General features: G+C 74.1%; 20 protein-coding genes. 5 read left to right on the top strand and 15 right to left on the bottom strand.

What is annotated here, in order from left to right; genetic code table 11:
* Positions 1-4: 4 nt before the first annotated feature.
* The 7 genes from ACWEJX_RS18370 to ACWEJX_RS18340 form a co-directional block, all read right to left on the bottom strand.
* Positions 5-667, bottom strand: a complete 663-nt coding sequence (locus ACWEJX_RS18370; protein ID WP_451608470.1) for a hydrolase — start codon at positions 665-667, stop codon at positions 5-7.
* 330 nt (positions 668-997) lie between these two features.
* A complete protein-coding gene (locus tag ACWEJX_RS18365; RefSeq protein ID WP_451608469.1) occupies positions 998-1543 on the bottom strand; it encodes a DUF4396 domain-containing protein in 546 nt (181 codons plus the stop codon).
* The gene (locus tag ACWEJX_RS18360; RefSeq protein WP_451608468.1) at positions 1540-2370 is read right to left on the bottom strand and encodes an MBL fold metallo-hydrolase; all 831 of its coding nucleotides are present in this window, start codon (positions 2368-2370) and stop codon (positions 1540-1542) included. Before ACWEJX_RS18360 ends, ACWEJX_RS18365 begins: the two co-directional genes overlap by 4 nt.
* Positions 2363-3244 carry an NAD-dependent epimerase/dehydratase family protein gene (locus ACWEJX_RS18355; protein WP_451608467.1) on the bottom strand — a complete coding sequence of 294 codons (882 nt, stop codon included), beginning with the start codon at positions 3242-3244 and terminating at the stop codon, positions 2363-2365. The genes ACWEJX_RS18360 and ACWEJX_RS18355 overlap by 8 nt, the downstream gene beginning before the upstream one ends.
* A gap of 126 nt (positions 3245-3370) precedes the next feature.
* Positions 3371-4618: a glycosyltransferase gene (locus tag ACWEJX_RS18350; RefSeq protein ID WP_451608466.1), complete on the bottom strand. Its 1248-nt coding sequence runs from the start codon at positions 4616-4618 to the stop codon at positions 3371-3373.
* 1 nt (position 4619) lies between these two features.
* Positions 4620-5030 carry a nuclear transport factor 2 family protein gene (locus ACWEJX_RS18345; protein WP_451608465.1) on the bottom strand — a complete coding sequence of 137 codons (411 nt, stop codon included), beginning with the start codon at positions 5028-5030 and terminating at the stop codon, positions 4620-4622.
* A 19-nt stretch (positions 5031-5049) separates the two neighbouring features.
* Positions 5050-5904 (bottom strand): SDR family NAD(P)-dependent oxidoreductase, encoded by an 855-nt coding sequence (locus ACWEJX_RS18340; protein ID WP_451608464.1) that lies wholly within the window; start codon positions 5902-5904, stop codon positions 5050-5052.
* Positions 5905-6037: 133 nt separating this feature from the next.
* On the opposite strand from ACWEJX_RS18340, the gene ACWEJX_RS18335 reads away from it, so the two are divergent.
* On the top strand, positions 6038-6928 hold the full coding sequence (locus ACWEJX_RS18335) for a LysR family transcriptional regulator (protein ID WP_451608463.1): 891 nt from the start codon (positions 6038-6040) through the stop codon (positions 6926-6928).
* A 67-nt stretch (positions 6929-6995) separates the two neighbouring features.
* Here ACWEJX_RS18335 and ACWEJX_RS18330 read toward each other — a convergent pair whose 3' ends face one another.
* Positions 6996-7661 carry a GntR family transcriptional regulator gene (locus ACWEJX_RS18330; protein ID WP_451608462.1) on the bottom strand — a complete coding sequence of 222 codons (666 nt, stop codon included), beginning with the start codon at positions 7659-7661 and terminating at the stop codon, positions 6996-6998.
* A gap of 158 nt (positions 7662-7819) precedes the next feature.
* On the opposite strand from ACWEJX_RS18330, the gene ACWEJX_RS18325 reads away from it, so the two are divergent.
* The 3 genes from ACWEJX_RS18325 (at position 7820) to ACWEJX_RS18315 (ending at position 10578) form a co-directional block, all read left to right on the top strand.
* A complete protein-coding gene (locus tag ACWEJX_RS18325) occupies positions 7820-8377 on the top strand; it encodes a hypothetical protein (RefSeq protein WP_451608461.1) in 558 nt (185 codons plus the stop codon).
* A gap of 66 nt (positions 8378-8443) precedes the next feature.
* Positions 8444-9769 (top strand): VWA domain-containing protein, encoded by a 1326-nt coding sequence (locus ACWEJX_RS18320; RefSeq protein WP_451608460.1) that lies wholly within the window; start codon positions 8444-8446, stop codon positions 9767-9769.
* Complete coding sequence (locus ACWEJX_RS18315) at positions 9769-10578, top strand: hypothetical protein (RefSeq protein ID WP_451608459.1); 810 nt, start codon at positions 9769-9771, stop codon at positions 10576-10578. The genes ACWEJX_RS18320 and ACWEJX_RS18315 overlap by 1 nt, the downstream gene beginning before the upstream one ends.
* A 67-nt stretch (positions 10579-10645) precedes the next feature.
* Here the strand turns inward: ACWEJX_RS18315 and ACWEJX_RS18310 are convergent, their stop codons facing one another.
* The 5 genes from ACWEJX_RS18310 to ACWEJX_RS18290 all read right to left on the bottom strand — a co-directional run bounded on the left by ACWEJX_RS18310 (position 10646) and on the right by ACWEJX_RS18290 (position 16060).
* Complete coding sequence (locus tag ACWEJX_RS18310) at positions 10646-11329, bottom strand: response regulator (protein WP_403788141.1); 684 nt, start codon at positions 11327-11329, stop codon at positions 10646-10648.
* Entirely contained in the window at positions 11326-12645 is a 1320-nt protein-coding gene (locus ACWEJX_RS18305) for a sensor histidine kinase (RefSeq protein WP_451608458.1), read from the bottom strand. The genes ACWEJX_RS18310 and ACWEJX_RS18305 overlap by 4 nt, the downstream gene beginning before the upstream one ends.
* A 40-nt stretch (positions 12646-12685) precedes the next feature.
* Complete coding sequence (locus ACWEJX_RS18300) at positions 12686-13879, bottom strand: acyltransferase family protein (RefSeq protein WP_451608457.1); 1194 nt, start codon at positions 13877-13879, stop codon at positions 12686-12688.
* Complete coding sequence (locus ACWEJX_RS18295; protein WP_451608456.1) at positions 13872-14864, bottom strand: alpha/beta hydrolase; 993 nt, start codon at positions 14862-14864, stop codon at positions 13872-13874. Before ACWEJX_RS18295 ends, ACWEJX_RS18300 begins: the two co-directional genes overlap by 8 nt.
* Before the next feature lie 221 nt (positions 14865-15085).
* Positions 15086-16060, bottom strand: coding sequence for a glycoside hydrolase family 6 protein (locus tag ACWEJX_RS18290; RefSeq protein WP_451608455.1), 975 nt, complete (start codon positions 16058-16060; stop codon positions 15086-15088).
* 221 nt (positions 16061-16281) lie between these two features.
* On the opposite strand from ACWEJX_RS18290, the gene ACWEJX_RS18285 reads away from it, so the two are divergent.
* On the top strand, positions 16282-17289 hold the full coding sequence (locus tag ACWEJX_RS18285) for a LacI family DNA-binding transcriptional regulator (RefSeq protein ID WP_451608454.1): 1008 nt from the start codon (positions 16282-16284) through the stop codon (positions 17287-17289).
* A 195-nt stretch (positions 17290-17484) separates the two neighbouring features.
* Here the strand turns inward: ACWEJX_RS18285 and ACWEJX_RS18280 are convergent, their stop codons facing one another.
* Both ACWEJX_RS18280 and ACWEJX_RS18275 read right to left on the bottom strand, forming a co-directional pair.
* Positions 17485-18687 (bottom strand): ROK family protein, encoded by a 1203-nt coding sequence (locus ACWEJX_RS18280; protein WP_451608453.1) that lies wholly within the window; start codon positions 18685-18687, stop codon positions 17485-17487.
* Between the two features lie 71 nt (positions 18688-18758).
* Positions 18759-20126, bottom strand: a complete 1368-nt coding sequence (locus ACWEJX_RS18275) for an FGGY family carbohydrate kinase (RefSeq protein WP_451608511.1) — start codon at positions 20124-20126, stop codon at positions 18759-18761.
* Positions 20127-20178: the final 52 nt, after the last annotated feature.

Below are 20178 nucleotides of genomic sequence, written 5' to 3'. Positions count from 1 at the left end.
GGGGTCAGCCGGCCGCGTGCGCGCCGATGACGCTCTGCGCGTACACGACGCCCAGGCCGTACGCGCCCGCGTGGGCCTTGACGATCTCCATGACCGCGCCGTACGTCTCCTGGCGCGCCCAGTCGCGCTGCAGCTCGAGCAGCACCTGCACCCAGGTGACCGGGACGGCGCCGGCGGCGATCATCCGCTGCAGCGCGTGCTCGTGCGCAGCCGGGCTGACACCGCCGGACGCGTCGGTGACGACGTACACTTCGTACCCCTGCTCAAGGGCCGAAAGCGCGGGCAGCACCAGGCAGACCTCGGTCCACAGACCCGACAGGATGATCTTCCTGCGCCCGGTCGCCTTGACGGCCGCGACGAGCGCCTCGTCCTCCCAGGCGTTCATGGTCGTGCGGTCGATGATCTCGTTCTTGGGGAACACCTCGGCGAGCTGGGGCAGCAGGGGCCCGGAGAACGACTCGGCGGCGACCGTGGTCAGGACGGCCGGAACGTCGAACGCCCGGGCCGCCTTGGCCAGACCCACCGTGCTGTTGATGATCGCGGCACGATCGCCGCTGCCGGTGCCGAAGAACATCTGCGGCTGGTGGTCCACGAAGAGCATGACGGAGTTGTCGGGCGTGAGCAGATCCTTGCTCGGAGCGGCCTGCACCTTGGCGACGTCGAACATTGAGGGGTCCTCTCGAAGCAATCGGTGACGTGCCCGCCGCGTCCGCGGCTCGGCACGTCTTCAAGCTACGAACGACCCGACCGACCGAGTTGACCTCCTGCGCCCAGGGGTTGGCACGACAGCGCACAAACCAGGCAAGGCCGCGCCGACGCCCCGAGGTGACCGCGCGGTGAAGGTCGGCGTTTCAGCTGACCAGACCTGCCCGCACACGCGTTTGTGCCCCTGGGAGGGGTGGCGGAACAACCCCTCCCAGGGGCACACCGAAAGGCCCGGGCCCTCCTGCCTCGACCCTGGCTCGGGCGGCCCGGACCGGTGCGTCGGACGGTGCGGTCAGTGGTGGTGGGCGTGGAGGGCGGCGTGGCCGCCTCCGCGGCCGATCATCCACTTGTTGACCGGCAGTGTGGTGGTGAACGCGACGACGAGGGAGAGCGCGAGGGCGGCCCAGAAGACCGCCTCGCCCAGAGTCGCGTTCATGGCACCGGGGAAGACGACCATGGTGAGGTTGTCCGCGACCTCCATGACGGCGATCGACAGGGTGTCCGCTGCCAGCGCCACGCCGATCGCCCGCCTCAGTCCGACTCCGGACCCGAGGACGCTGCGGACTGTCAGCGAGTACCCGAACAGGAAGGCGAGGACGACGGACAGCGCGACGGAGCCGGCGTTCCCCCAGTGCAGTGCGGTCGACAGCACCATGCCGAGGACCTCTCCGATCGCGCAGCCGGTCAGGCAGTGCGCGGTGGCTCTCGCGGCCGTCCCCCAACCGACACGGCCGGGTTCGTGCCCCGGGTGCGCACCATGGGCGGCGGAACGGTGGTGACCGCCGTGGTCGTGATGCGCGTGGTGGTCGGGGTGGTGGACGTGTTCCGTCGTCGTCACGAGCGGGCCTCCATCGGCAGTGCCTGTTCGAAGCGCAGGTAGCGGTCGACCGACCGGGCCAGGACCTCGTTGCCGTCGCTGGTGACGACGCGGTCCCACCATGCCCCGTAGATCCGCTCGAAGCGGTAGCCGGCGAGCAGTTCTCCGGCGGCGCGCACGGCGTCGGGCCGCTCCGGGATGTGGTTGGCGTAGCTGTACATGATCGTGACCCAGCGGCGGTCCGGGCAGACGTTGACCACGTCGCCGGTGAACAGGGCGCCCGCTCCGGTGTTCCAGTGCATGACCGTGCTGCCCGGGAAGTGGATGCCGGGGTTGATCAGCGTCAGTTCGTCGGTCAGCCGGTGGGTCCGCCCGTTCCAGAAGCGCAGGGCGGGGTCGGGGCGGCCGACCCACTGCCGGTCGGCCTCGTGCAGGTACACGGGCGCGTCGAAGGCATGGGCCCACTCGACCATGGCGGAGTAGAAGTGCGGGTGGCTGATGACGATCGCGCTGATCCCGCCGGCCGCCTTCACCTCGCGGATCACCGCGTCGTCGAGGTAGGGCACGCAGTCCCACAGCACGTTGCCGCCGGCCGTGCGCAGCAGCAGGGCCCGCTGGCCGATGGCGAACTCGGGCGTGCAGCCGATGCCGAGCACGTCCGGGCCCTGCTCCTCGAAGCGCCCCTCGTGGCCCTCGGCGCGCAGTTCGGCGAGGCTGGTCCACCGCTGGCCGTCGGCCCCGACGTACTGGCGCTCGTCCAGGCAGACCGGGCAGTCGGGGCGGGCGGCGGCGTACTGGGTGCCGCAGGTGCGGCAGATGGGCAGGGTGGAACCGGTGAGGTCAGCCACGGTCGCCTCCGGCCAGCTCGGCCAGCTCGGTCAGGACGTACGGGCGGCGGGGCCGCCAGCCGAGGTCGGAGACGGCACGGCGCCCGGTCACGACCTGGTTCAGCGCCAGGGCCTCGGCGAACGGGGCACCCACGGCTTCGGCGGCCTGCTCCAGCGGCCAGGACTCCGCCCGGCCGGTGCCGCCCGCGGCGAGGTCGGCGGCCGCGGCGAGCGCGGCGACCGGCACCGCCTCGTGGGCCACGCCGTGCAGCACGGTTCCGGCCTCGGCCTTGGTCAGGGCCAGCACGAAGAGTTCGGCGAGGTCGTCCACGTGCACCATCGGCCAGCGGGTGGCGGGCGAGCCGACGTACCGGCCGATGCCGTGCTCCGTGGCCCATCCAGTCATCAGGCCGGGTATGCCGCCGCCGTGGCCGTACACGATGCCGGGCCGCAGCACCACGGACCGCACGTCCTCGGCGGCGCTCGCCAGGACGCGCTGCTCGATGCGCGGGCGGTAGCCGACGATGGCGATCGCGTCCGTTGCGGCGTCTTCGCCGACCGCGGTGTCCCCGGTGGCGCCGAGCACCCACACTCCGCTGGTGTAGACGAAGGCCCGCCCGGTGCCGCGCAGCCGCTCGGTCAGCGCGTCCACGGCCGCGGCGTCCACCGTATCGTCGCCGGTCGGCGTGGCGAGGTTCAGCACGGCGTCGATGTCGTCGGTGACGGCGGCCCGCAGCGAGGCCGGGTCGGCCAGATCACCGACGCGCGACGCCACGTCAGGTCCGAGGCGTCCCGCGTCCTTGACGAAGTGGACCACCCGGTGGCCGTCCGCCACCAGTCGCCGTGCCACGGCGGATCCGATGTAGCCGGTGGAACCCAGTACGAGTACGTTCATGTCTGTCCTTTCGAGTGCTTGACGACGTCGAGTGCTCGACGACGTCGAGTGCTTGACGTTCGAGTGCTTGACAACCAGGGAAAGGGCAAGGGCGAGCAGGCCCTCGCCCGGCGGGTCCGGTGCCGTTCAGGCGGACCCGGGCCTCTCGTGCGGGCCGACCGCGTCGAGCAGCAGCTTCGCGGCCACCGTCGCCCCGTCCGTGCGGATCGCGGCGGCCAGGTCTCCCGCCCGTGAGCGGATGTCGGGGGTCAGGGCCGCCCCGAGCGCGGCGGACAGGGAGGCGAAGGTCGGTGTCGGTCCGTCGTGGGCCACGCCGATGCCCAGCTCGGCCACCCGGCCGGCCCAGTACGGCTGATCAGCCATCTGCGGGACCACGATCTGGGGCGCGCCGGCCCGGGCCGCCGTGGTGGTGGTGCCGGCGCCGCCGTGGTGCACGACGGCGGCCACCCGGCGGAACAGCGCCTGGTGGTTGACCTCGCCGACCGGGAAGCAGTCGCCGTCCTCGTCGGCCACCGCCAGGTCGGCCCAGCCGCGAGAGAGGAGGACCCGGTGTCCCCGGGCACGGGCCGCCTCGACGACCGCCCGGGTGACGTCGTGCGCGTCGCGTACGGGCATGCTGCCGAAGCCCACGTACACGGGTGGCTCGCCGGCGTCCAGGAAGGCCTCCAGCTCGGCCGGGAGCGGCCGTTCGTCCGGCCTGGTCCACGCGCCGGTCTGCACCACGTCGAGGTCCGCCGGCCGCGGCCAGGGGCTGAGCAGCGGGTCGGCCGCCAGCCATGGGCGGTCGGTGAAGACGTGGTCGCGGACGTCGTCCACCGGCGGCAGGCCGATGGCGGACCGGTGGGTGTTGACCGCCTCGCCGAACAGCGCGTTCAGGTGCTCCGCGTTCTGCTCCCACAGCACCCGGTTGTCGGTCACGTCCGGTGGGAGCGGCCGGCCCGGCCACGCGAGCGGCGGGTGGTGCGGCGAGGGCAGGTAGGTCGGGAAGTAGGCGACGAACAGGTAGGGGATGCCCCGTTGCTCGGCGGCCGACCGGGCGGCGGCGGCCGCCGGGACGAGACCGGTCGCCATCACCGCGTCGCATCCCTCGGCCGCTGTGACGACGGATTCGTACGTGGTGGCGACCATCCGGGCCGCGCGCTGCGGCAGGCTCTCCACCGGGGGCCTCGCCGCCTCGGTCACCGCCTTGGTCGCCATGTCGCGCAGTGACGGGCCGAGCGGTACGAAGGGGATGCCGGCGCCGTCCAGCAGCTCGGCGAAATCCGGTGGGGCGCACACCCGCACGTCCGCGCCGAGTGCCCGCAGAGCCGTCCCGAGTCCGAGCATCGGCTCGACGTCCCCACGCGAGCCGTACGCCACCAACAACACGCGCATGTCATGACTCCTGATGATGTGCATGGATTCCGGCCTCGGCCGGCCGGTTGTCGTCCGGGGTCTTGCTGTAGCCGAGGCACTCGACGATCAAGCCGTCCCGGACGAGTGCGAGGGTCACGCCGCGGACGGTGTCGGCCGGGCCGTCGCCGAAGCGGCACCGCCAGCGGACCGTCGCCCGTTCACCGGTGACGACGACGGCCTCCGGTTCGTACTGCACGGTGCGGTTCTCGACGAGTGCGCGGCAGAACTCCAGGCAGGCGGCGCGGCCTTCGTAGCGGGCCCCGTCGGGGGACGGCCCTTTCGCCTCCATCACGCAGTCGTCGGCGAGCAGGTCGTCGAGCAGCGAGGCGTCGTGGTGGATGAAGGCGCGATTGAAGCGGTGCACGACCTCGGCCGTGGCGAGGAACGACATGTCGCTGCCTCCCGGGCGGTCACGCCGGGCCGGGGATCGCGTGTTCCGCGGCCCGGCTGACGCGCTCCCAGGCCGACCAGGTCTCCGCCCGGGTGCGGGCGATGTCGAAGGCCAGGTCGTAGACCATGCTGCCCAGCAGGAGGCGCAGCGGCGGCTCGTCGCTGTCGACCAGCTCCAGCAACGCGGCCGCGGCGAGTTTCGGGTCGCTGTCGACCGAGCCTTCGGCGAACTGCCGGGCGAGCTCCTCGCGGAGCGGGGCGTAGGCCTCCAGGGGGTCCGTGCTGCGCATCGCGGTGTAGAGGTCGGTCCAGTAGCCGCCGGGCTGGATGATGCTCAGCTTGATCCCGAACGTGGCCGCCTCCAGGGCGAGCGCCTCGCTGAGGCCTTCCAGGGCGAACTTGCTGGCGCTGTAGAGGCCGGTGCTGGGGAAGCCGCCCAGGGCGGCGATGCTGGAGACCTGCACGATGTGGCCGGAGCCCTGTTCGCGCAGCACGGGCATGACGGCCTGGCTCACCCAGAGGGCGCCGAAGAAGTTGACGTCCAGCTGGGCGCGCGCCGCGGACTCGTCGAACTCCTCGACCATGCCCATCGAGAGCATCCCGGCGTTGTTGACGACGATGTCGAGCCGTCCGAAGTGGCCGGCCGCCTCGGCGACGGCCGCGAACACGGCGTCGCGGTCGGTCACGTCCAGCGTCAGCGGCAGGACTCGGCCCGGATGGGTGCTCGCGAGCTCCTCCAGCGCGGTCGCGGTCCGGGCGGCGACCACGACGCGGTCGCCGGCCGCCAGGGCCGCCTCGGCGAATGCGCGGCCGAGGCCGCGGCTGGCGCCGGTGATGAACCAGACGCGGCTCTCGGGTCGGGCTGGGGTGTTCATGTGCGGTGCTCCTGTTCGAGGGATCATTGCAGGGGTCTGACCTGCTGACGATCCTTCAGGCCGGTGCCACGGCCATCAACGCCCAAGATCAGTAGGATCCGATAATCCAGGCTTATGACGGGGGTTCGGCAGCATGGAAATGCGCGAGATCGAGATCTTTCTGACACTGGCGGAGGAGCTGCACTTCGGCCGGGCGGCCGCCCGGCTGCACCTCACGCAGGCGCGTGTCAGCCAGGTGATCGGCCGTCAGGAGCGACGGCTCGGCGGTCTGCTGTTCGACCGGTCCAACCGCCGCCAGGTCAGGCTGACCCCGCTCGGCCGACAGCTGTGCACCGATCTGCGGCCGCTCCACGCGCAGCTGCGCGGCAGCCTCGAACGTGCCCGGCTGGCCGCCCGCGGCAAGACCGCGCGCCTGCGGGTCGGCATGATGCCCTTCAACGTGCCCGACCTGCACCACTACTGGGAGGCCTTCCGCTCCCGCCACCCCGAGTGGGAGCTGCAGATACGCACGGCGCCGTACGTAGAGCCGTTCGCCAGGCTCCGCGACGGCGACATGGACGTCTTCGTCACCTGGCTACCGGTGGACGAACCCGATCTCACCGTCGGCCCGGTCCTCTTCCACGACCCCCGCGTGCTGGCCGTCGCCGCGGACCACGAACTCGCCGGAAGACGCGAGGTCCCGTTCGAGGCCCTGGCTGACTTCGCCCATGCCATGATCCCCGACATGCCCGGCTACTGGGAGGACGCCTACCTGTCCTTCTACACCCCCCGGGGCAAGACGATCGAACGCATCGACTGGGTCACCAACTCCGACGAGCTGATCAACCTCGTCATCAACGGCGAGATCGTCCACCCCTTCCCCTCCCACGTCACCCGCTACTGGTCCATGTCCCACGTGCGCTTCGTGCCGGTACCCGAGATGGGGACGATTCCCTACGCCCTGGTCTGGCGCCGCGACGCCGAGAACGAGCTGGTCCGGGCCCTGGCCGGGACCGTCCGCGACATCGGCGCGCTGCACTTCTGAGTGCGGGTCCGTCAGTCCGCACGGCTGAGTGCAGGGCCGTCAGTCCGCACTTCTGAGTGCGGGTCCGTCAGTCCTCGAAGAGCCGCCGGAGCGCGACCCGCCGGTAGTAGCGCACATGGGCGAGCGCCAGCTGGGCGGCCGCCTCCGCGTCTCCGGCGCCGATCGCCTCGAACAGCAGCCGGTGCTCGTCCCACAGCGGTCCGGGCTCGTCGACCTGCTGGAACAGCCAGCGGAGCCGGCCCTCCAGCGACTCAAGACCGGTGACGAGGAGTTCGTTGCGCGACATGCGCACGATCTGGGCGTGGAAGGCCGCGTTGGCGCGCGACAGGCGCTCGGGTCCGCCCGCGGTCGTGGCGGCTCGGGCCTCGGCGAGCAGCCGGCCGAGGGTGTGGAGTTCGGCGTCGGTACGGCGCTCGGCGGCGCGGCGCACGGCGAGGACCTCCAGGGCCTCGCGCATGTCGAAGAGGTTCTCGACGTCCTGGCGGGTCATCTCCCGGACGACGATGCGGCGCTGGGAGACGGCCTGCAGGAAGCCCTCGCCGATGAGGATGCGGATGGCCTCGCGGACGGGCACCCGGGAGACGCCGAACTCCTCGGCGACCTCCCGTTCGACCAACCGGTCCCCCGGCTTGAGCCGTCCGGTGATGATGCGGTCGCGCAGTCCCTCGCAGACCTGGTCGCGGAGCCAGCCGCCGCCGTGGCCAGGTGCGGTGCCCGTTCCTGGGCCGGTCATCGGTCCTCCCGCCGTCGATCACCTCACGGTATGCCACCCCGGCGGATGCTCCCGGCCCCGGGGCGTGCGATACCCGTCACGGTCTACCCGACGCACACCCGTGCGATACTTAGCTTCGCCTTACCTAAGTTCCAGCTCCACCCGGGAAGACCTCCGCCATGCAGACGACAGCACCCGAGGAACCGCTCCGCCAGGACCTCACCCCCGGCTGGCTCCTGGCCGCCGCGGGCGTGCTCGCGGCCGGTGCGCTCGCCGTCTGCTGCTGGACCGCCGGGCACGTGCGGGCGGACCTGACGCTGCAGACCGCGGCCCGTTTCCTGCACGTGGCGAGCACGGTCACCGGACTCGGCTCGGTGCTCGCCGTCGACTGGTTCGCGGTGCTGTGGCTCACCGGCCGTCGCCCGCTCGCGAGCGTCCTCGACACCGCGTGCGCGCTGCAGACCCCGATCTGGGCGGGCCTCGGCGGACTGACCGTCACCGGGCTCTTCCTCCGCCCCGACCTCGGCTCCCCGCTCACCCTGGTCAAGCTCGGCCTGGTGCTCGCCGTCACCCTCAACGGCCTGTACGCGCACCGGCTCGGCCAGCTCCTCGCCCGCTTCCGGGATCGCGCCGAGGTGCCCCGCGGACTGCTCGTACGCTCCGGCGCCGCGGCCGCCGTCAGCCAGATCGGCTGGTGGGGCGCGGCCTTCATCGGCTTCCTGAACAGCCACTCCTGACCCTCCTTCAAGCTCCTTGCCCCTCCCCGTTTTGGATTGTCGGACGATCCTCCCTACGATCCTCCGATGATCACGAGAAAACGGCTGGCGACCGGGGCCTGCGCGCTCGTCGCCGCCCTGAGCGTCGGGCTCCTCCCGACCAGTGCCGCCGCCGACGACGGACCGGCGGCCGCGGACTCCGCCAAGGAATCGCCCAAGGTCGAGCTGGTGCTCGACGTCAGCGGCTCGATGCGCGCCCGCGACATCGACGGACAGTCCCGCATGGCCGCCGCCAAGCAGGCGTTCAACGAGGTCCTGGACGCGGTCCCGCAGGAGGTGCGGCTCGGCATCCGCACCCTCGGCGCCGACTACCCGGGCCAGGACCGCGAGCGCGGCTGCAAGGACACCAGGCAGCTCTATCCGGTCGGCCCGCTCGACCGCACCGAGGCCAAGACCGCCGTCGCCACCCTCGCCCCCACCGGCTGGACCCCGATCGGCCCGGCGCTGCTCGGCGCCGCCGACGACCTCAAGAAGGGCGAGGCGGCCAAGGGAGCGGACGGTCAGAACGGCGGTGCGACCAAGCGGATCGTGCTCATCACGGACGGCGAGGACACCTGCGCCCCGCTCGACCCGTGCGAGGTGGCGCGGAACATCGCCGCCCAGGGCATCCACCTGGTCATCGACACCCTCGGCCTGGTCCCGGACGCCAAGACCCGGCGTCAGCTGACCTGCATCGCCGAGGCCACCGGCGGCACCTACACCTCCGTGCACCGCACCGAGGAACTCTCCGGCCGCGTCCGGCAGCTGGTCGACCGCGCGGCCGACCCGGTCGTCACCCCGGTCGCCACGAACGGCGCCGAGCGCTGCGCCGACGCGCCGACGCTCAAGCCGGGCCTCTACACCGACCGGCAGGTCTTCGGCGCCCACCGCTTCTACAAGGTGGACGTGCTCCCGGGCCAGGAGCTGCGCGCCTCGGTGAGCATCGCCGCCGACCGCGCCGTCAACAACGACTACGGCGTGCTGCTGCGGGCCGTCACCACGCACGGCCGCGAGATCGTGCGCGGCTCCGAGGCGGGCGACGGGCGCACCGACGTCATATCGACCGGCCTGCGCTATCCGAAGAAGGACGACGCGGCCGCACTGGACGACGACACCAAGTCCGCCGCCGAGACGGTCTGTCTCCAGGTCAGCAACTCCTTCTCCGCTCCGCCGTCGGTCAAGACCACGCCCGGCATGCCGGTCGAGCTCGCGATCGACGTCGTCGACGGCCCCGGCGCGGCCTCCGACGTGGCCTCCTTCGGCCTCGGCCGCGGCTGGTGGCTGCTCGGCGCGCTGGTGCTCGCCGGCTTCCTCGGCGGCCTGCTCTTCGGCTGGCTGTCCCGCTGGCGCGTCGCCGTCTGGAGGACCAACTGATGCGAACCGTACGCAGCATGTTCGCGGCCGCCGTGCTCGCGGGCGCGGCCCTGCTCGGCCCGGCCGCCCCGGCGGGCCTCGCCGACACCGCGACGCCCACCCCGAGCGGCAGCGCGAGCGGCGCCGCGGCGGAGGCCGGGCCGACCGAGGCCGGCACCTCCTTCCGTACCGCCGCCTTCTTCCGGCAGGGCCAGCAGGCCACCGCGCAGGCGTCCACGGGTGACTACCTGTACTGGCAGTTCCCCGCCGACTCCGGCCAGCGGCCCACCGTCACCGCCACCGTCACGCTGCCCGACTCCGCGCTGCGGCACGGATCCTCGGCCTGGCGGATCGACGTGTACGACGGGCTGCGCCGCCGCCAGCCGTGCATGTACGGCATGCAGTCCCGCCTCGCGGCCAAGGACGCCGCGACGGTGGAGCTGGCCTGCACGCTGCGCCCGGTCCGGGCCGCCGCCGACACCTGGTCGAACGACCCGCTGCCGGGCAGCTACTTCGTCCGTCTGACGGTCACCGGGCTGCCCGAGGACGACCTGGGCCAGCCGTTCTCGGCGCGGATCGGGGCGACCTCGAAGGAGCTGGGCGGGGCGTACGCGGCGGACGGCGCGCTCGCCGTCCCGCTGGTGCCCGGCGCCACCACGCCCGAGACCGTCGAGGCACGGGCGCCGGAGGACGGCTGGTCCTCCGGCTGGTGGTCCGACCGCTGGCTGTGGACGGCCGCGGGCGGCGTGCTCGCCGCGCTCGCGGGCATCGGTGGTTACGTCCTGACGCGCGGCTCCGGCCGCCCGTCCCGGGTCCCGCCGGGCGTCTGAGCCCCTTGCCGAACCGGCCCCTGTCGCCCCGGCGGCGGGGGCCGGCCGTGTGTCCGGCCCCCGGGCCCTACTGCGCGCCGGGGCGGACCAGACCGCTCTCGTACGCGTGGACCGCGGCCTGGGTGCGGTCGCGGAGGCCGAGCTTGGTGAGGATGCGGCTCACATAGGTCTTCACGGTCTGCTCGGCGACCACGAGCCGGGCGGCGATCTCGGCGTTGGACAGGCCCTGCGCTATGAGCGTCAGGACCTCCGTCTCGCGCTCCGTCAGCGCGCCGAGCCGGTCCATCAGCGGGACCCGCGGGGCGGGGCTGAGCCGGGAGAACTCCGCGATGAGCCGCTTGGTCACGTTGGGCGCGAGCAGCGCGTCGCCGCGCGCCACGACCCGTACCGCCTGGGCGAGTTCCTCGGCCGAGGCGTCCTTGAGGAGGAAGCCCGCGGCGCCGGCGCGCAGCGCCTCGTACACGTACTCGTCCAGGTCGAAGGTGGTCAGGACGAGCACCTTGACGGTGGCGTCGGCGGGGGCGGTGAGCAGCCGGGTGGCCTCGATGCCGCCCATGCCGGGCATCCGGATGTCCATGAGGACGACGTCGGGGGCGAGTCCGGCGGCCTGCGCGACGGCGTCGGCGCCGTCGACGGCCTGGCCGACGACCTCGATGCCGGGTTCGGCGTTCAGCAGGACCGTGAAGCCCTGCCGGACCATGCTCTGGTCGTCCGCGATGAGAACCCTGATGTCGTCGCTGTCGCTGCTCATGAACGTGAGGCGTCCTTCGTGGAGAGGGGGGCGGGGAGCACCGCGGTGACCTCCCAGCCGCCGTCGGGGGTGGGTCCGGCGGCGAGCTCGCCGCCGAGCATGGCGGCGCGTTCGCGCATGCCGAGCAGCCCGTGGCCGGGTTCGCCGGACGCGCGCGGGGCGACGGGGGCGAGGGGCGCGGCGGCCGGGCCGTCGGGGGCCGTGTTGGTGATCCGCACGGTCAGTCCGTCGCGGTGGTAGCGGGTCTCCACGCCGGCCCGGGCGCCGGGGGCGTGGCGCATCACGTTGCTGAGGGCCTCCTGCACGATGCGGTACGCGGAGAGCTCGGCGCCCGGGGAGAGCGGCCGGGTCTCGCCGTGCGTCTCGGCGGTCACGTCGAGGCCGGCGGCGCGGACGTTGCCGAGGAGTTCGCCGAGCCGGTCGAGGGTGGGCTGCGGGGCGTGCCGTACGCCGGCGGCGGTGTCGCCCCGGTCGGCGTCGCCGCGCAGCACGCCGAGGACGCGGCGGAGTTCGGTGAGGGCGTCGACGGCGTTCTGCCGGATGCCGGCCAGGTTCTCGCGCAGCTCAGGCGAGGGGTTCTCGACCAGGTGCGGGGCCACCTGGGCCTGGATGGAGATGACGGACATGTGGTGCGCGACCACGTCGTGCAGTTCGCGGGCGATCCGGCCGCGCTCCTCCAGGAGGGCGCGCCGGGCGCGTTCCTCGGCGGTGAGCTCCTCCTGCTCGACGAGCCGGGTGCGCGAGACGCGGGCGGCGCGCAGGGAGCCGCCGACGACGGTGGCGGTGGTGAAGAACGCTGCGCCGATGGCGAGGACCGGCGGGTGCGGCACGGTGTGCGGCAGCAGGGCGCCGACGCCGGTGAGCAGGGTGATGCCGAGCGCGGTGGCGGCGGCGAGGGGCCGGACGCGCAGCGCGAGCAGCAGCAGGACGAGGGTGTGCAGCGCGACGGCCGCGCCGCTCCACGGCCAGGGGGCGCCGAAGAAGGGCGCCGCGAAGGTGCTGGTGAGCATCAGCGCGGCGGTGGACAGCCAGGTGGCGGCGGCGGGCCGGGTGAGGGCGAGGACGGGCGCGGCGGTCTGGGCGACGACGAACAGCGTGATGCTGCCGGGGGCCGGGTCCATGGCGTTCTCGTACTGCGTCATCTCCCACATCCCCATGAGGAGGCTGAAGAGGACCAGATGGGCGTGCGGCAGCCAGCTGAGGTAGCGGTGGCGGGGCAGCGGGTCGCGGCGCGGCGAGCCGAGGTCGGCGCGCAGGATCCCCGGGGCGGCGCGCAGCGCGCTCTCCCACCGTGCCGTGTCCCCCACCGTGCCCACCGTGCTTCCCCCGCCCGTGTGTTCGTCTCTCTGCCACAGCCTAGGCACGTCGTGCCTCCGTCCTTCTCCCAGGGCTGGTCCCGGGCCGCCGCCCGGGGGCCCGGGCGGTGCGGGTGGTGCGTTCGTACGCGTGGAAGACCGCGCCGCAGACCAGCAGCGCGGCGGCGAAGAGCGGGAGCCAGCCGAGCCGGGCGAGGACCCAGTCGTAGCCGTCGGGCACGGTGTGGAGGCCGGTGAGCGGGCCGTGGCCGAGGAGGCCGGCGGTGAACAGTCCACCGGTGGTGACGGCGATCATCGCGGTCTGGTGCCAGAGGAAGACCGTCATGGCGCAGAGGTTGAGCAGTGCCACGGCCGCCCAGGCGGCGGGCCGGCGCAGGGCGCGGCGCAGCGGCCCGAGGAGCAGCAGCGCGGCGCCGGACTGGGCAAGGCCGAAGGTGACGGCGGCGAGCGTGGGCGGGTTGAGGTTGGAGACCGGGGCGCCCGGCACGCCGACCATGGAGCCGGGGTAGCCGGCGAAGGCGACGAGGAGGCCGGTCACGGTGGCGCCGCCGAGCAGCAGGGTCCAGGCGGCGGCCGGGCCCAGCGGGCCGCGGCGGGCGAGCAGGGCGCCCAGGCAGTACGGGACGAGCCAGCCGGCCGGCAGGTTGAGCCAGCCGAGCCAGTCGGGGCCGTCGAACCCGAAGCGGAACAGGTCGACGTGGAGGACGACGGCGAGCGGCCACAGCGGGTGGACGCGGGCGACGAGCGGGGTGGCGGCGGTGAGGGCCGCGAGGACGAGGAGGAACCACAGCGGCGAGAGCACGAGCTTGCCGAGGGTGTGGACGGTCGCCCAGGGCACGCCGGAGGCGAGCATGGCGGCCGTGGCGACCAGCCAGACGAGGAGCAGCGGGACGACCGGCCGGAACAGCCGGCGCAGCCGGGTCGCGATCCACCGGCCGTGGCCCTCGCCGCGGGCGCGGGCGGCGGCATGGCCGCGGGCGGCGACGTGTCCGCCCACCAGGAAGAAGACGGCGAGGGTCTGGAACACCCAGGAGACCGGGGTGAATTCGGGCAGGTGGCCGAGCGGGCTCTCGACGTGCAGGGTGCCGCTGTCGGCGACGACGGCGGTGACCAGCCAGTGGCCGAGCACGACGCCGAGGATGGCGAAGGCGCGCAGCGCGTCGAGGGCGCGGTCGCGGCCGGGCGGGGTGGCGTCGGCTATCCGATGGGTGACGCGGCGCAGGGTGTCACGCACGGTCGGGCTCCTGTCCGTCGACGATCCGGGCGAGGTTGCGCAGCGGTACGGAGCCGGGCGCGAGGTAGTCGCTGTGGTCGCCGTCGCCGGTGGCGAAGCGGCGGGCGCCGAAGGCGGGATCCATGGGGTCGGTGCCGAAGCCGAGTTCGGTGCCGGGGAGCAGGGGCAGGCTGAGGTGGGGCACGTCGGCGACCCAGTCGCCGGTGGCGCGGCCGGCCCATACGGTGGCGCGGGTGTGCAGGTCGGCGGCGCTGTCGAGGCCGGTGCCGGGGCTGCCGTAGAGGACGACGGCGGCGACGGGCAGTCCATGGGCGGCGAGCGCGCACACCACGGAGCCGTAGGAGTGGCCGAGCAGGGTGATCCGGGCGTCGGGCCGGATGCCGCGCAACTCCTGGACGAAGGCCCGGAGTTCTTGGGCGGCCTGGTCGGCGCGGCCCGGGGTGAGGGAGGCGGCGCTGGCGGTGGCGGGCGTGCGGTAGCCGAGCCAGGCGACGACGGCGGCGCGGGCACCGAACTGCCGCTGCAGGGTGGCCTGCAGGGCGACGGCTCCGGTGCGGAACCGGCCGTAGCTGTCGACCGCGGTGTCCACGCCGGGGACGAGGACGGCGATCCGGTCGGCGCGGGCCAGGTCGCCGACGACCTCCACGCTGCGGCCGCCGTCCCGCCCGTCGAAGGCGAGGAACTGCCGGCCGGGCCCGGTCATCGTCCGCAGCGACCCGGCCCGCCGGTGCGCCCCGTACTCGTCCGCCATGCGCGCGGCCGCCGCCAGGTCCGCCCGCCCGGCCGCGTACCGCACGTCCAGCTGCGCGGCAAGCGCGGCGGGACCGCCCGCGCACCGCGGCCTTACGGCCCGCGGCGCGGGCGCCGGCACCTCGGCGGGCCGGGCGGCGCCCACGACCGGCACCGCGACGGCGGCGGTGACGAGCGCGGCGAGGAGGGTGCGGCGGAGGCGGCCGGTGCGGGTGGTGCGGACGGGGGGCGCCATGGGGGTCCTTCCGGGGCGTGGTGGTGACGCTCCGAAAGGTAGGAACCGGGCGCTGTCGTCGACGTCCCGCCGGAGAGCCAACCTCGCGGGTAGCTCTCAGGTATGACGGGTCGTCCGTAGGGTCGGCCCACCCCGTCATCGTTCACGCTGCCGATGCGGACGAGCCTGCTGCGCGTGCTGCGCGTCCGGCGCGCGGGCGCCGCCTCCTCGGCGCCCCACGGTCAGTAGCCGTAGATCATCTTGTAGGCCACCTCGGGCAGGAACTGTCCGGCGGTCGATCCGGCGCCCACGCCGCAGTCGCCGTCGGACTCGCCGGGCGCCTTGACCCACAGCAGCATCTCGGCGCCGCCGCCCCACTGGGTGGGGGTCCCGATCCTCCGCCCGGCCGGGTTGCACCATGCGCCGTTGGATCCGTTGCCGTTGCGGCTGGTGTCGATGACGTACGGCTTGGTGAAGCCCTTCGCCGACTTCAGTGCCGCGTTGACGGCGTTGCCGTAGGCGGTGTTCTCCGCGGTGGTGAGGTAGTTCGAGACGTTCAGGGAGAAGCCGTGGGCTCCGCTCACCCCGGCGGCGGCCAGGTGCCGGGCAATGGTGTCGGCGCTCAGCCAGCCGGGGTTGCCGGCGTCCAGGTAGACCCAGGTGTTGGGCGCCTTGGTGGTGAACTGCGCGATGGCGTCGCTCAGCAGCGCGTTGCGTTCGGAGATCTGGGCCGGGGTCATGCAGCTCTCGTCGCCGAGGGAGTCGGGTTCGAGGACGACCACGGCCGGCCGGTTGCCGATGCCGGAGGCGAACGCGGCGATCCAGCTCCGGTAGTCGGCGGCGCTGCCCGCACCACCGCCGGACTGACCGGCGCAGATGTCCCGGTTGGGGATGTTGTACGCCACCAGGACCGGCAGCTTGCCGGTGGCGGCCGCCGCGCCGGTGTAGGCCCCGGTCGCCGTGCCGATGGCGCCGCTCCAGTTGCCGAACCAGCGCGCCGTCGGCACGTTGGCGATCGACGCCTGGATGGCGGGGGCGCGGCCGTCGCCGCGGTTGGCGTCGACCCACCGCTGTGCGCTGGAGGCGGGGTCGACGTAGAAGCCGTTGGTCATGAGGGTGGGGTCGGCGGCCTGGGCGACGGCGGGGTGGACCGCGGCCAGGAGGGCGGTCAGCGCGGGGGCGAGGAGCAGGGACAGCCGGCGGCTCGACGAGCACATGGATTTCCTCCGCTACGGGGTGGGGGGACGGAAGGTCATGGAAGGGGGCGATCGAATATTTCGATCGACTTTCCGAATGCTGGGGGAAAACTAGGGTCGCCCTCGTTGCCCGTCAAGGCTCGCGGCAGGATCGGGGACCGACCTGCCGGCGGCGCTAGCATCCCTGGCGTACGGCCACCCAAGACGGACTCCGCCCGGCAAGGGCAGTGCAGGAGGAACCCGTGACCAGAGCGGCGACGCTCGCCGAGATCGCGCGGGAGGCAGGAGTCTCCGCGCCGACTGTTTCGAAAGTCCTGAACGGGCGGGCCGATGTCGCCCCGGCCACCCGGGAGCGGGTGGAGGAGCTGCTGCACCGGCACGGCTACCGGCGGCGGGGCGGCGGCCGCCAGGTGAGCCCGCTGCTCGAACTGGTCTTCCACGAGCTGGAGAGCGCCTGGGCGGTCGAGGTGATCCGCGGCGTCGAGAACGTGGTGCGCGAGGAGGGACTGAGCATCGTGCTCTCCGAATCCGCCGGCCGGCTCAGCCCCGGCCAGTCGTGGGTGGACGGGGTCCTCGCCCGCCGGCCGACCGGCGTGGTCCTGGTGCTGTCCGACCTGGAGCGCACGCAGCGGGAGCAACTGGCCGGCCGGGGCATCCCGTTCGTGGTGATGGACCCGGCCGGCGACCCCGGCCAGGACGTGCCCGCCGTCGGCACCACCAACTGGGACGGCGGCCTGGCCGCCACCCGGCACCTGCTCGACCTGGGCCACCGCCGGATCGGCCTGATCGGCGGCCCCGCCCGGATGATGTGCAGCCGGGCCCGGACCGACGGCTACCGGGCGGCGCTCGACATGGCGGGCATCCCGTACGACCCGGAGCTGGTGCGGGCGGGCGACTTCCACCACGAGTCCGGACGCCGGATCGGCCTGGAGCTGCTGGCCCTGCCCGACCGGCCGAGCGCCGTGTTCGCCGGGAACGACCTGCAGGCGCTCGGGTTGTACGAGGCCGCCCGTGAGCTGGGGCTGCGCATCCCCGAGGACCTCAGCGTGGTCGGCTTCGACGATCTGCCGCTGGCCCGCTGGGTGGGCCCGCCGCTGACCACGGTGCGCCAGCCGCTGACGGAGATGGCCGAGACCGCGGCCCGCCTGGCGATCGACCTCGCCCGGGGGGTGCGGCCCGGCACACTCCGGGTCGACCTGGCCACCAGCCTGGTCGAGCGCCGCAGCACCGCGCCGCCCGCGCACGGTTGACGGAGCGTCAGACCGACCCTGCGGTCCCTCAAGGATCAGTCTGGCAGTTCGAAACTTTCGACGACGACTTTCTCCGCTGCTCCGTCCGTCAGGCGTTCGGCTTCCAGGCGAACCACACCGGCGACGCCTCGTTCCCCGGCCGGTTCACCCTCGACGGCACTCCCTGCACCACCGCCTGATGATCGTGGCCCCGGATCACCCCGCCGGAAGCAGCGTGGGGTCGGCCATGATCCGGCGGATCGTCGTCTGCGCCGCTCCCAGCACGGGCCCGCGCCGCCCCAGCGCGGACGGGCGCAGCGCCTCCGGGCTCCAGGGCCGGACGGTGACCCGATCGGCCAGCTCGGCGTGGACCGACGGCAGCAGCCACTCGGCGAGTTCGGCGTAGGCGCCGCCGAGGACGAGGCCGTCCGGGTCGACGAGGTTCACCGCGGACACGAGGGCGAGGCCGAGGGCCCGCCCCGCGCGGTCCAGCGCCCGCAGAGTGGACGGGTGCCCCGCGCCCGCCCGCTCGGCCAGCAGGGCGACGGCGTCCGCGCCCGCCCCGGGACCCTCGGGTCCGAGTCCTGCCTGGAGCAGTACGGCCGCCAGGCCCGCGTACTGCTCCAGGCAGCCGCGCGCGCCACAGGCACAGCGGACGCCGGTCGGATGGACGGGGAGGTGGCCGAGTTCGCCCGCGAAGCCGCGGGCGCCCCGGAAGAGCTGTCCGTCGATGACCAGGGCGGCACCGATTCCGGCCTCGGCGGAGATGTGGACGAAGGTCTCCACCGCCTGCTCCGCGTTCCAGTACTCGGCCAGCGCCCCGAGGTTGGCCTCGTTCTCCGGCTCGGGCACCGTGTCCGGGTCGGGCCAGTGGTCGGCGACGCCGACCCGGTGCCAGCCGAGGTTGGGCGCGTGCTCGACCCTTCCGCCGGGTTCGTCGGGCACGACCCCGGGCACGGCGAGCACCCGTCCCCGGACGCGCAGCCCGAGCCCGGCGGCCTCGGCCTCCGCCTCGGCGGCCAGCGCGGCGGTCTCCGCCAGTACCTGCCCGGCCGTACGCCCGACGTTCGCCCGTTCCACCCGGCGCCAGACGCGCGGTTCTCCGCGCAGGTCCACGACGCAGGCGCCGAGGTGCGTGACGCCGATCTCCAGGCCGAGGCCGGCGGGGCCCTGGTCGCTCACCGACAGCGCGCGTCCGGGGCGGCCGACCCGCCCGCCGGACGCGGCCTCCTCCTCGGTCAGCGCACCCCGCATGATCAGTTCGTCGACCAGCGAGGAGACGGCCGCCCTGGTCAGTCCGACGCGTCCGGCGACGTCCGCGCGGGACAACGGGCGGGACGGCGGGTGGGACGACGGGTGGGACGGCGGGCCGTGCGCGGCGACCGTGCCGAGGACCACCGAGAGGTTCTGCCGGCGCATGTCCTGCTGCGACGCGGGCCCGCTCCCCGGCCCGCTCCTCGCCCTGCCGCCCACTGCCACGTGCCGCTCTCCTACCGCTCCTCGGCCGGGGCTCCCTGCAAGGCTCCGGCCCGACGCAGGGTATCGCCGATCCGTTCGAGCGCTGCCTCGTCCCGTGCCACCGGCTCCAGGACCGGGCCTTCGGCGGTCCGCCAGCGACGCGCCACGGCGTCCGCGGGCTCGCCGGTGAGCAGGGCGGCGGCCTGGGCGGCCGCCCCGAGCGCGACCAGCTCGCGCGCGTGCGGGATCCGGACCGCCCGGCCGGAGAGCCTGAGGACGGTCCGCTGCCAGGCCCGGCCGCGGGCGCCGCCGCCGATCAGGAGCAGCGGCTCGTCGTCCACGAGGCCCCCTCCGGCGCGCAGCACGTCGTCCAGAGCGGTGAGCAGGGCGTGGGCGGCGCCGTCGTAGGCGGCCTGGAGCAGCTGCCCCGGCGTGGTGTCGTGACGCAGTCCGTGGACCAGGCCGGAGGCGGCCGGGAGGTCCGGGGTGCGCTCGCCGTCCAGGTACGGCAGGACGACCGCGCTGCCGCCGTCCTCGACCTCGTCGCGGCCGCGGCCGAGGAGGGCGGCGAAGCGGTCGACCGCGAGGGTGCAGTTGAGCGTGCAGGCGAGCGGCAGCCAGCCGCCGAGGGCGTCGGCGAAGCCCGCGACCGTACCGCTCGGGTCCATGGGCCTGGTCCGGGCGACGGCGTAGACCGTCCCGGAGGTGCCGAGGCTGAGCACCGGCTGTCCGGGCCGCAGACCGAGGCCGAGGGCCGCGGCCATGTTGTCGCCGGTGCCGGTGGCCACCGGCACCCCTTCGCGAAGGACCGTCCCGGCGCGGACGGCGCCGGCCGGGGTGCCCGGCGCGAGGACCCGGGGCAGCAGGGCCGGGTCGAGACCGATGCGGTCGAGGATGTCCTCGTCGTAGCCGTCCGGTCCCCACCAGCCGGTTCCCGACGCGTCACCGCGGTCGGTCACCGCCTCGCCGGTCAGCCGTTCCGTGAGGAAGTCGTGCGGGAGGCGGACGGCGGCGGCGCGGTCGGCGGAGGCCGGCTCGTGGGTGCGCAGCCAGGCCCATTTGGCGGCGGTGAAGGCGGCGGTCGGCAGGCTCCCGGTGCGGCGGACGATCTCCGCCGGGCCGAAGGCGGCGCGCAGCCCGGCCGCTTGGGGGGCCGACCGGACGTCGTTCCACAGCAGCGCCGGACGAACCGGCGCTCCGGCCGCGTCGAGGGTGACCAGGCCGTGTTGCTGGCCGGCGATCGAGACGGCGGCCGCGCGCCCGGCCCAGCCGGTGCGGGCGGGGGGCGCGTCGGGCGCCCCCCCCCCCAGGTAGGGGGGGCGCGGCCGGCCGGGGCCCCCGCGGGCGGGGGGGGGGCCGGGGTGCCCCCCCCCGCCCCGGGGGGGGGGGGGGGGGGCCAGGGCGACCGACGTGTCCGGTTTCGCGTGTTCACATCTGCATTGACCGGATATC

The organism is Streptomyces sp. NPDC004788 (assembly GCF_053601115.1).
This window is presented reverse-complemented; position numbering and strand designations above follow the sequence as displayed.

Excerpts from the sequence above, each read along its gene's own strand:
- ACWEJX_RS18355 (WP_451608467.1), bottom strand. The coding sequence starts at position 3,244 with ATGAACGTACTCGTACTGGGTTCCACCGGCTACATCGGATCCGCCGTG.
- ACWEJX_RS18325 (WP_451608461.1), top strand. The coding sequence starts at position 7,820 with ATGCAGACGACAGCACCCGAGGAACCGCTCCGCCAGGACCTCACCCCC.
- ACWEJX_RS18340 (WP_451608464.1), bottom strand. The coding sequence starts at position 5,904 with ATGAACACCCCAGCCCGACCCGAGAGCCGCGTCTGGTTCATCACCGGC.
- ACWEJX_RS18320 (WP_451608460.1), top strand. The coding sequence starts at position 8,444 with ATGATCACGAGAAAACGGCTGGCGACCGGGGCCTGCGCGCTCGTCGCC.
- ACWEJX_RS18345 (WP_451608465.1), bottom strand. The coding sequence starts at position 5,030 with ATGTCGTTCCTCGCCACGGCCGAGGTCGTGCACCGCTTCAATCGCGCC.
- ACWEJX_RS18280 (WP_451608453.1), bottom strand. The coding sequence starts at position 18,687 with ATGCGCCGGCAGAACCTCTCGGTGGTCCTCGGCACGGTCGCCGCGCAC.
- ACWEJX_RS18370 (WP_451608470.1), bottom strand. The coding sequence starts at position 667 with ATGTTCGACGTCGCCAAGGTGCAGGCCGCTCCGAGCAAGGATCTGCTC.
- ACWEJX_RS18330 (WP_451608462.1), bottom strand. The coding sequence starts at position 7,661 with ATGACCGGCCCAGGAACGGGCACCGCACCTGGCCACGGCGGCGGCTGG.
- ACWEJX_RS18335 (WP_451608463.1), top strand. The coding sequence starts at position 6,038 with ATGGAAATGCGCGAGATCGAGATCTTTCTGACACTGGCGGAGGAGCTG.
- ACWEJX_RS18310 (WP_403788141.1), bottom strand. The coding sequence starts at position 11,329 with ATGAGCAGCGACAGCGACGACATCAGGGTTCTCATCGCGGACGACCAG.
- ACWEJX_RS18295 (WP_451608456.1), bottom strand. The coding sequence starts at position 14,864 with ATGGCGCCCCCCGTCCGCACCACCCGCACCGGCCGCCTCCGCCGCACC.
- ACWEJX_RS18315 (WP_451608459.1), top strand. The coding sequence starts at position 9,769 with ATGCGAACCGTACGCAGCATGTTCGCGGCCGCCGTGCTCGCGGGCGCG.
- ACWEJX_RS18350 (WP_451608466.1), bottom strand. The coding sequence starts at position 4,618 with ATGCGCGTGTTGTTGGTGGCGTACGGCTCGCGTGGGGACGTCGAGCCG.
- ACWEJX_RS18290 (WP_451608455.1), bottom strand. The coding sequence starts at position 16,060 with ATGTGCTCGTCGAGCCGCCGGCTGTCCCTGCTCCTCGCCCCCGCGCTG.